1 protein-coding gene is annotated in these 11,395 nt (G+C 74.4%); it reads left to right on the top strand.

Annotation, left to right across the window (positions count from 1 at the left end):
• The first annotated feature begins 72 nt into the window (after nucleotides 1–72).
• Nucleotides 73–11,355, top strand: coding sequence for a type I polyketide synthase (locus ACFC1R_RS19190; RefSeq protein WP_375940054.1), 11,283 nt, complete (start codon nucleotides 73–75; stop codon nucleotides 11,353–11,355).
• Nucleotides 11,356–11,395 lie beyond the last annotated feature (40 nt).

Genomic DNA, 11,395 nt, shown 5'->3' with positions numbered 1-11,395 from the left:
CGTGACGACCACACCCCACCACGCGACGAGCGTGACGACCGCTCTTGTCCCGATTTCCCGGAAGGCAGCCCACTGATGGCAGACGAAAAGAAGCTCCTCGACCACCTCAAGTGGATGACCACCGAGCTGCGCCGGGCCAACCGCCGACTGCGCGAGGTCGAGGAGGCCGGGCAGGAGCCGATCGCGATCGTGGCGATGAGCTGCCGGCTCCCCGGCGGCGTGCGCTCGCCCGAGGACCTGTGGCGACTGGTCGCCACCGGAGGCGACGCCATCTCGCCGTTCCCCGGTGACCGGGGCTGGGACCTCGACGGGCTGTACCACCCGGACCCGGAGCACCAGGGCACCTTCTACGCGAGCGGCGGCGGATTCCTGCACGACGCGGCCGAGTTCGACCCCGAGTTCTTCGGGATCTCGCCGCGCGAGGCGCTCGCCATGGACCCGCAGCAGCGCCTGCTGCTCGAAGCCTCCTGGGAGGTGTGCGAGCGGGCGGGCATCGACCCGGCCACCCTGCGCGGCAGCCGGACCGGCGTCTACGTCGGCGGCAGCTACCAGGGCTACGGCTCGGAGCTCAAGGAGGTGCCCGAGGGTGTCGAGGGCCGCCTGCTGACCGGCAACGCGACCAGTGTGCTCTCCGGCCGGATCGCCTACACCCTGGGCCTCGAAGGACCGGCCGCCACCCTGGACACCGCCTGCTCCTCCTCGCTGGTCGCCCTGCACTGGGCCTGCCAGGCGCTGCGGCGGGGCGACTGCACACAGGCGCTGGTCGGCGGTGTGACCGTGATGGCGACCCCGGACGTCTTCGTCGAGTTCAGCCGCCAGCGCGGGCTCGCGGCCGACGGCCGCTGCAAGTCCTTCGCGGCCGCGGCGGACGGCACCGGCTGGTCCGAGGGCGTGGCGATGCTGCTGGTCGAGCGCCTGTCGGACGCCCGCCGCAACGGGCACCCGGTGCTGGCCGTCGTACGCGGCAGCGCGGTCAACCAGGACGGTGCGTCCAACGGCCTGACCGCACCCAACGGCCCGTCCCAGCAGCGGGTGATCCGCCAGGCGCTCGCGGACGCCCAGCTGACGGCGGACCAGGTCGACGTGGTCGAGGCGCACGGCACCGGTACGGTCCTGGGTGACCCGATCGAGGCGCAGGCGCTGCTCGCCACCTACGGCCGGGAGCGGTCCGAGGACCGTCCGCTGTGGCTGGGCTCGCTGAAGTCCAACATCGGCCACACCCAGGCCGCCGCCGGAGTCGCCGGCGTGATCAAGATGGTGCTGGCGCTCCAGCACGGAGTGCTGCCGCAGACCCTGCACGTCGACCGGCCCTCGCCGCACGTGGACTGGTCGGCGGGCGCCGTCGAGCTGCTCACCGAGGCCCGGCCGTGGCCCGAGACCGGCGCACCCCGCCGCGCCGCCACCTCGTCCTTCGGCGTCAGCGGCACCAACGCCCACACCATCCTGGAGCAGGCCCCCGTCGCTTCGGAGGCCGAGGACACCGTCGAGGGCGCCGACGCCCCGGAGGGCGACGGCAGCTCCGCCCCCGTGAACACGGCGCTGGTCCCGTGGATCCTGTCGGCGAAGAGTACCGAGGCACTGCGCGCCCAGGCCCGGCTGCTGCTGGAGCGCCTCGCCGCCGACCCCGGGCTCGACCCGGCCGACATCGGCTACTCCCTCGCCACCACCCGCTCGGCGCTGCCGCAGCGCGCGGCGGTCGTCGCCACCGAGGCGGACGCCTTCCGGGCCGGCCTGCAGGCGCTGGCCTCCGGCGGGAGCACGCCCCGGTACGTCGTCGAGGGCTCGGTCACCGACGGTACCCTCGCCTTCCTGTTCACCGGTCAGGGCAGCCAGCGGCCGGGCATGGGACGGGAGTTGTACGAGGCCTTCCCGGTGTTCGCCACGGCCCTCGACGCGGTCTGCGCGGAGCTGGACCGCCACCTGGAGCGTCCGCTGCGCGAGGTGGTGTTCGCCGGCGAGAGCGGTCTGCTCGACCGGACCGCCTACACCCAGCCCGCCCTGTTCGCCGTCGAGGTCGCACTGTTCCGCCTGGTGGAGTCCTGGGGGCTGCGGCCCGACGTGCTGGCCGGCCACTCGATCGGCGAGCTGGCCGCCGCACACGTCGCCGGAGTCCTCTCACTCGCTGATGCTGCCGTGCTGGTGGCGGCTCGCGGCCGGCTGATGCAGGCGCTGCCCGCCGGTGGCGCGATGGTGGCGGTGCAGGCGTCCGAGGCGGAGGTCCTGCCGCTGCTGACCGCCGAGGTCGGTATCGCCGCGATCAACGGCCCTTCCTCGGTGGTGATCTCGGGCGTCGAAGCGGCTGTTCTGGAGGTTGCGGAGAAGCTGGCCGCCGAGGGTCGGAAGACCAAGCGGCTGACCGTCAGTCACGCCTTCCACTCGCCGTTGATGGAGCCGATGCTGGCGGAGTTCCGTGCCGTCGCCGAGGGGCTGACCTTCCACGAGCCGAGGATCCCGGTCGTCTCCACCCTCACCGGTGACGTCACGGAGGAGATCCGCACCCCCGAGTACTGGGTGCGCCACGTCCGCGAGGCCGTCCGCTTCCACGACGCGGTGCGGACCCTGGAGCGTGAAGGCGCCGTCACGTTCCTGGAGTTGGGCCCGGACGCCGTGCTGTCCGCGATGGGCCAGGAGTGCACGACCGAGGACGCGGTGTTCGTACCGGCGCTGCGCGGCGACCGCTCCGAGGTGGAGGCGCTGACGACCGCGCTGGCCCGGGTGCACACCCGTGGCGCGGCCCTGGACTGGGCGGCCTTCTTCGCCGGCCGGGGCGCCCAACGGGTCGACCTGCCGACCTACCCCTTCCAGCACGGGCGGTACTGGCTGGAGTCCGGTGGCGCCCGGGCGGGCGATGTGGCCGCCGCCGGGCTGGGCTCCGCCGATCACCCGCTGCTGGGTGCCGCGGTCGCACTGGCCGGCCTGGACGGCTACCTGTTCACCGGGCGGCTGTCCGTCCAGACGCACCCCTGGCTGGCCGAGCACGTGGTGCTGGGCTCGGCCGTGCTTCCCGGCACGGCGATCGTCGAGCTCGCCGTCCGGGCCGGCGACCAGGTCGGCTGCGACCTCGTCGAGGAGCTGACGCTGCTGCACCCGCTGGTGCTCCGGCCCGAGCGCGGAGCCGTCCAGATCCAGCTGGTGCTCGGTGCGGCCGACGAGGACGGCCGCCGCACCCTGACCCTGTACTCGCGGCCCGCGGACGCCGCCGCGGACGACCCGTGGAGCTGCAACGTCACCGGCGTGCTGGCCCACGGCGGGCAGTCCCCGGCCGCCGAGCCGGCCGAGTGGCCCCCCGCCGACGCGGTCGCGGTCGAGACCGGGGAGCTCTACGCCGACCTGGCCGGGGCCGGGTTCGACTACGGTCCGGTCTTCCGTGGTCTGCGGGCGGCCTGGCGGCGCGGTGACGAGGTGTTCGCGGAGGTCGGGCTGCCGGAGGAACGGCATGACGAGGCCGCGGGCTTCGGCCTGCACCCGGCGCTGCTGGACGCCGCGCTGCACGGAATGTTCCTGCACGGCGACGCCGAGGCGCACGGGCGGCTGCCGTTCGCCTTCCGCGGCGTGTCCCTGCACGCGGCCGGCGCCACCGCCCTACGCGTACGGCTGACGCCGCAGGGGTCGGACAGCATGTCGCTCGTGCTGACCGATGCCGCGGGCGCACCGGTCCTCTCGATCGAGTCGGTGACGACGCGGGCGGCTTCGAAGACGCAGCTGGCCGACGCCTCCGACGCCCACCGGGACGCGCTGTTCCGGGTGGAGTGGGCAGCGCTTCCCGCCGTCGCCGCACCACCGGTGGCGGCCGGCGAGTGGGCCGTGGTCGGCGACGACGGCCTGGGGCTGCACGACGCGCTGTGCGCGGCGGGCGTGGAGGCCGCCGCCCGTCCGGATCTCGCCTCACTGGGCACGGAGGTGACGGTGCCCCGGATCATCTTCGCCCCGTTCGCCCCCACGCCGGACGACGACGTCGCCGCCGCGACGCACCTGGCCACCCGGAAGGTGCTGGGTCTGCTGCAGACCTGGCTGGCCGACGAGCGGTTCGCGAAGTCCCGGCTGGTGCTGGTGACGCGGGGCGCGGTGGCGACCGGCGCCGAGGCGGACGTCCGGGACCTGGCCCACGCCGCCGTGTGGGGCCTGGTGCGGTCTGCGGAGTCGGAGAACCCGGACCGGTTCGTGCTGCTGGATCTCGACGACCACCCGGTCCCCGGCGCGTCGGTGCCGGCCGGCACCACGCCGGCGGACGAGCCGACCCCGCTCGCCGACCTGCTGGCGGCCGCGTTGGCGGCCGGCGAGCCCGAACTGGCCGTGCGGTCCGGTGGAGTCCGGGTGACCCGCCTCGCCAGGGCGGCAGGCGACACCGGTCTGCTGCCCCCGGACGGAACGGCGCCGTGGCGACTGGACATCGCCGACAAGGGCACGCTGGAGAACCTGCGCCTGGTCGCCGCACCGGAGGCCGCCGAGCCGCTCGCGGCCGGCCAGGTCCGGATCGCCGTCCGCGCCGCCGGGCTGAACTTCCGCGACGTACTGGGTGCCCTCGGGATGTACCCCGGTGAGGTCCAACTGGGCGGCGAAGGCGCCGGAGTGGTGCTGGAGACCGGCCCCGGGGTGAGCGACCTGGCTCCCGGCGACCGGGTGATGGGCCTGCTGACCGGTGCGTTCGGCCCGCAGACGGTGGTCGACCGCCGGATGGTCGCCCGGATGCCGGCCGGGTGGTCGTTCACCCGGGCGGCCTCGGTCCCCATCGTGTTCATGACCGCGCTGTACGGGCTGCGGGACCTCGGCGGCCTGCGCCGGGGCCAGTCGGTGCTGGTGCACTCCGCCGCCGGCGGCGTGGGCATGGCGGCCGTGCAGCTGGCCCGCCACTGGGGCGCGGAGGTCTTCGCCACGGCGAGCACCGGCAAGTGGGACACGGTGCGCTCGATGGGCGTCGCCGACGACCACATCGCCTCCTCGCGCACCCTGGACTTCGAGCAGGAGTTCCTGCGGGTCAGCGGCGGCCGGGGGGTGGACGTCGTCCTGGACGCCCTGGCCGGGGAGTTCGTCGACGCGTCCCTTCGGCTGCTGGTCGGCGGCGGGCAGTTCGTGGAGATGGGCAAGACCGACATCCGGGACCCGGAGCAGGTCGCCGCCGAGTACCCGGGCGTGGCATACCGCGCGTTCGACCTGGTCGAGGCGGGCCTGGACCGGATCCAGGAGATGCTCACCGAACTGCTGGCGATGTTCGAGAGCGAGGCGATCAGTCCGCTCCCGGTGACCGCGTGGGACGTGCGCCGCGCACCGGACGCGTTCCGCCACCTCAGCCACGCGCGCCACATCGGCAAGGTCGTCCTGACCGTACCGGCGCCGCACGCCGCGGAGGGCACCGTCCTGGTGACCGGCGGGACCGGCAGCCTCGGCCGCCTGGTCGCCCGGCACCTGGTGACCGCGCATGGCGCCCGGCACCTGCTGCTGACCAGCCGTCAGGGGGCCGCCGCCCCGGGCGCGGCCGAGCTCGAAGCCGAGCTGACCGCACTGGGCGCCACGGTGGCGTTCGCCGCCTGCGACGCTGCCGACCGCGAGGCACTCGCGGACGTGCTCGCCTCGGTGCCCGCCGGACACCCGCTGACGGCAGTGATCCACACGGCCGGTGTGCTGGACGACGGCGTCGTCGCGTCACTGACCCCCGAACGGGTCGAGCGGGTGCTGCGCCCCAAGGTGGACGCGGCACTGAACCTGCACGAGCTGACCGCCGGCCTGGACCTGTCCGCCTTCGTCCTGTTCTCCTCGGCCTCCGGCACCCTCGGCAGCGCCGGACAGGGCAACTACGCCGCCGCGAACGTCTTCCTGGACTCCCTGGCCCAGCACCGGCGCGCCCTGGGCCTGCCCGCCACCTCGCTGGCGTGGGGCCTGTGGGCGGACGTCAGCGGCATGGCGGGCACGCTGGACGAGACCGACCTGACCCGGGTGACCCGCGGGGGAATGGCACCGCTGACCTCGTCGCAGGGCCTGGAGCTGTTCGACGCCGCCCGCGCATCCGACCACGCCGTCCTGGTACCGACCGCGCTCGACCTCGCCGCCCTGCGGACCGAGCTCGGGGCCGGCCCGGTGCCGCCGCTCTTCCGCGGCCTGCTGCGCACCGTCGAGCGGCGCACCGCCGCAGCGGGTGGCGGCACGACCGGGACGGGTCTGGTGGAGCAGCTGGCCGCCCTGCCGGAGAACGAGCGGGGCCGTGCGGTGCTGCACCTGGTCCGCACCCATGTGGCCGTCGTCCTGGGACACACGTCGCCGGACGCGGTGGACGCCAGGCAGGCGTTCAGGGGACTGGGCTTCGACTCGCTGACCTCCATCGAGCTGCGCAACCGGCTGAACGCCGCCACCGGGATGCGGCTGCCGGCGACGCTGGTCTTCGACTACCCGACCCCGACGGCGCTGGCCGACCACCTGCTGGCCGAGCTGCTCGGGGCGGAGGCCGGCACCGCCGCGACGGGCACGGTCGAGGGCGCAGCCCTGCCGGTGGTGGCCGGCGGGCCGTCGGTTGACGACCCGATCGTGATCGTCGGGATGAGCTGCCGCTTCCCGGGCGGTGTCCGTGCGCCGGAGGACCTGTGGCAGCTGCTGGCGACGGGGACGGACGCGATCTCCGGGTTCCCGACCGACCGCGGCTGGGACCTGGAGGCGCTCTACAGCAGTGACGCGCAGCAGCCGAACACGTCCTACACCCGCGAGGGCGGATTCCTGCACGACGCCGCCGAGTTCGACCCGGCCTTCTTCGGCATCAGCCCGCGCGAGGCGCTCGCCATGGACCCGCAGCAGCGGCTGCTGCTGGAGACGTCCTGGGAGGCGTTCGAGCGGGCGGGCATCGACCCGGTCACCCTGCGCGGCAGCCGGTCGGGCGTGTTCGTCGGCACCCACGGCCAGGACTACCTCACCCTCGCGGAGAACTCGCCGGAGGAGCTGGAGGGCCAGCTCGGTACGGGAACGGCCGCCAGCGTGCTCTCGGGCCGGCTCTCCTACACCTTCGGCCTGGAGGGCCCGGCGGTCACCGTCGACACCGCCTGTTCCTCCTCGCTGGTCGCCCTGCACCTCGCCGTGCAGGCACTGCGAGGCGGCGAGTGCACCCTCGCGCTCGTCGGCGGTGTGGCCGTGATGTCCACCCCTGGAGCCTTCATCGAGTTCAGCCGCCAGCGCGGCCTGGCCGTGGACGGCCGGTGCAAGTCCTTCGCGGCCACCGCCGACGGCACCAGCTGGGGCGAGGGCGTCGGCATGCTCCTCGTCGAGCGGCTCTCGGACGCCGAGCGCAACGGCCACCCGGTCCTCGCCGTGGTCCGTGGCTCCGCCGTGAACCAGGACGGTGCGAGCAACGGCCTCACCGCCCCCAACGGGCCGGCCCAGCAGCGGGTGATCCGCCAGGCGCTGGAGAGCGCCGGTCTGTCGGCCGGAGAGGTCGACGCGGTCGAGGCGCACGGCACCGGCACGACGCTCGGCGACCCGATCGAGGCGCAGGCGCTGCTGGCCACCTACGGCCGGGACCGCGACGGGAACGCGCCGCTGTGGCTGGGCTCGCTGAAGTCCAACATCGGCCACACCCAGGCCGCCGCCGGCGTCGCCGGCGTCATCAAGATGGTGCTCGCCATGCAGCACGGCGTACTGCCGCAGAGCCTCCACCTCGACGAGCCGTCGGACCGCGTCGACTGGTCCGAGGGTGCGATCTCGCTGCTGAGCGAGGCCACGCAATGGCCGGAGACCGGCCGACCGCGCCGGTCCGGAGTGTCGTCCTTCGGCATGAGCGGCACGAACGCGCACGTCGTCCTGGAGCAGGCCCCCACGCGGGCCGCTCAGTCCGCCGTCCCCGCCGAGCCGACCGCAACGGGCGTGCTGCCGCTGCTCGTGTCCGCGAGCAGTGAGGAGACGCTGAGGGCCCAGGCGAGCCGGCTGGAGTCCTGGGCGACCGGGTCCGAATCCGGGGCCGGGCTGCTCGACCTGGCGTACTCACTGGCCACGACGCGCTCCGCGCTCGAACACCGCGCGGTGGTGCTGGCCGCAGACGATCAGGGGTTCCTGGGGGGTGTGCAGGGGTTGGCCTCGGGGAACCCCGGTGCGAACGTGGTCCGTGGCTCGGCCGTGGGTGGCAGGTTCGCCTTCCTGTTCACCGGTCAGGGCAGTCAGCGGCTGGGCATGGGAGCTGAGTTGTACGAGATGTACCCGGCGTTCGCGGAGGCGATGGACGCGGTGTGCGCGGAGCTGGACCGACACCTGGAGCGTCCGCTGCGCGAGGTGGTGTTCGCCGGCGAGCGCGATCTGCTCGACCGGACCGAGTACACCCAGCCCGCACTCTTCGCCCTGGAGGTGGCGCTGTTCCGGCTGCTGGAATCCTTCGGCCTGCGCCCGGACGCGCTGGCGGGTCACTCGGTCGGCGAGCTCGCCGCCGCACACGTCGCAGGTGTGTTCTCACTGGCGGACGCCGCCGCACTGGTGGCCGCGCGAGGCCGGCTGATGCAGCAACTGCCCGCCGGCGGAGCCATGGTGGCGATCGAGGCCGCCGAAGCGGAGGTGCTGCCGCTGCTGGCGGGCCGGACGGACGAGGTCGGGATCGCCGCGGTCAACGGGCCCTCCTCGGTGGTGATCTCCGGCGACGAGCAGGCGGTGCTGGAGGTCGCGGCCGACTGGAAGGCCCAGGGCCGGCGGACCAGCCGGCTGGCCGTCAGCCACGCCTTCCACTCCCCGCTGATGGACGGCATGCTGGCGGAGTTCCGCACGGTCGCCGAGGGCCTGTCCTTCGAGGCCCCGCGGATCCCGATCGTCTCCACCCTCACCGGCCGGGTCGCCTCCGCCGCCGAGCTGTGCTCGCCGGACTACTGGGTGCGCCACGTCCGCGAGGCCGTCCGCTTCCACGACGCCCTCAAGACGATGGAGCACGAGGGCGTCCGCACGTTCCTCGAACTCGGCCCGGACGGTGTTCTGTCCGCGATGGCCCAGGACTGCCTCACCGAGCCCTCCGCATTCGCCCCGGCGCTGCGCTCCGGCCGGCCCGAGGCCCGGACCCTGACCACGGCCCTCGCCCAGGCCCACGTGGGCGGCGCGGCCGTGGACTGGCAGGCGTTCTTCGCCGGCACCGGCGCCCGCCGGATCGACCTGCCCACCTACGCCTTCCAACGGCAGCACTACTGGCCGAAGGCCCCCCTCTCCACCCCGGCGGCCGGTTCCGCCACCCCGGACGCGGTGGACAGCCGCTTCTGGGAGGTCGTCGAGCGCGAGGACCTCGAGGCGCTGACCGCCACCCTCGGCCTCGACGGCGACCAGCCGCTCAGCACGGCGCTGCCGGCCCTCTCGGCCTGGCGCCGCCAGGGCCGGGAGCAGTCCGTCGTCGACGGCTGGAGCTACCGGGTCACCTGGCAGCCGCTCGTCCGGACCCCCGTAGCCGCTCCCACCGGGACCTGGCTGCTGGCCGTCCCGGCCGGGCACACCGAGGACACCGCTGTCCGGACCACGGTCGCGGCCCTGACCGAACGAGGCGCCGAGGTACGCCGGCTCACGCTCACCCGGGCCGGCGCCGGCACGGACTGCACCACCGCCGTCGAGGCCGACCGCGCCGCACTGGCCGAGCGCCTGCGCCGGGAAGTGGCCGAGCACGGCGCACCCGCTGGTGTCGTGTCGCTGCTCGCACTCGACACGGCCCCGCACCCCGGACACCCGGTGATGCCGGCCGGCCTGGCCGACACCACCCTGCTCGTACAGGCGCTGGGCGACGCCGAGGTGCGGTCCCCGCTGTGGTGCGTGACGCGTGGAGCGGTCTCCACCGGCGGGACGGACCTCCTGGAGGACCCGGCACAGGCCCAGGTCTGGGGTCTCGGCCGGGTGGTGGCCCTGGAGCACCCCGAGCGCTGGGGCGGCCTGATCGATCTCCCCGGGAGCACGGACGAGCGGGTGCGGGAGCTGCTGGCCGCCGCCCTCACCGGTGTCGACGGTGAGGACCAGCTCGCCGTCCGGGCGTCGGGCGCGTACGTCCGCCGACTGGTGCGGGCAGCCCTCGGCGGGAACACCGCATGGAAGCCGCGCGGAACGGTACTGGTCACCGGCGGCACCGGCGCCCTCGGCGCCCACGTCGCCCGCTGGCTGGCCCGCAACGGCGCCGAGCACCTGCTGCTGACCAGCCGCCGTGGCGAGGCGGCACCGGGTGCCCGGGAACTGCGCGACGAGCTCGCCGGGTTCGGCGTGCAGGTGACCATCGCCGCCTGTGACGTGGCCGACCGCGAGGCCCTGGCAGCCGTGCTCGCCTCGGTCGGGCAGCCGCTGACCGCCGTGGTCCACGCGGCCGGTGCGGTCGCGAACGCCGCCCTGGCGGACAGCGCCGCGGCCGACCTGGCCGCCGTCATCGAGGCCAAGGTGGCCGGCGCGGTCCACCTGGACACCCTGCTGGCCGGGACCGAACTCGACGCCTTCGTCACCTTCTCCTCGATCGCGGGCATCTGGGGCAGCGGCGGCCAGTCCGCCTACGCCGCCGCCAACGCCTTCCTGGACGCCCTGGCCGAGTCCCGCCGGGCCCGCGGCCTGGCCGGCACGTCGGTGGCCTGGGGTCCCTGGGCCGAGGCCGGCATGGCAGCCGGTGCGGCAGCGGAGGAGCACCTGCGCAGGTCCGGTCTGACCGTGATGGCGCCCGCCTCCGCGCTGATCGGACTCCAGCGGGCACTGGACAGCGGTGAGTCCACCAGCGTCGTCGCCGACGTCGACTGGGCACGCTTCGCTCCGTCCTTCACCGCCACCCGCCCGCGCCCGCTGATCGGCGAACTGCCGGAGGTCCGGCAGCTGTCGGCCGTCCACCCGGACGGGACCGGCGCCGGCAGCGGGACAGGCGCCGACGCCGACAACGGCGAATCGGCCGCACTGAAGGCCAGGCTGGCCGCACAGTCCGACGCGGACCGGGAACGCGCGCTGCTGGAACTGGTGCGCACCGAGGTGGCCGGGGTGCTCGGCTACCCGGGTGCACAGTCGGTCGAACCGACCAGGGCCTTCCGGGCTTTGGGCTTCGACTCGCTGACGGCGGTCGAGCTCCGGAACCGGCTGAACACGGCCTCCGGGCTGCGCCTCCCGGCGAGCGCGGTGTTCGACTACCCGACCCCCGAAGCCCTCGCCCAGCACCTGCGGGACGAGCTCTTCCCGGACAGTGTCCGGGCGGCAGCCCTCGACCCCCAGGAGGCCGAGCTGCGCGCAGCGCTGGAGCGGATTCCGCTGGCCCGGTTCCGGGAGGTGGGGCTCCTGGAGACGCTACTGCGGCTCGCCGACCCCGGGACCGACGGTCCGGTCCCCAGTGACGGCGATGAGCTGGACCTGATCGACACGATGGACGTGGCGAGCCTCATCGACATCGCCCTCGACAGCAACGATTCCTGACACCTTCGAAGTGCGGAGCTCATGATGACCACGCCCAGCG

Source organism: Kitasatospora sp. NPDC056138, assembly GCF_042264695.1.
GTDB lineage: Bacteria > Actinomycetota > Actinomycetes > Streptomycetales > Streptomycetaceae > Kitasatospora.
Note: the sequence above shows the minus strand (reverse complement) of the source record. Positions and strands in the feature narration are given on the sequence as shown.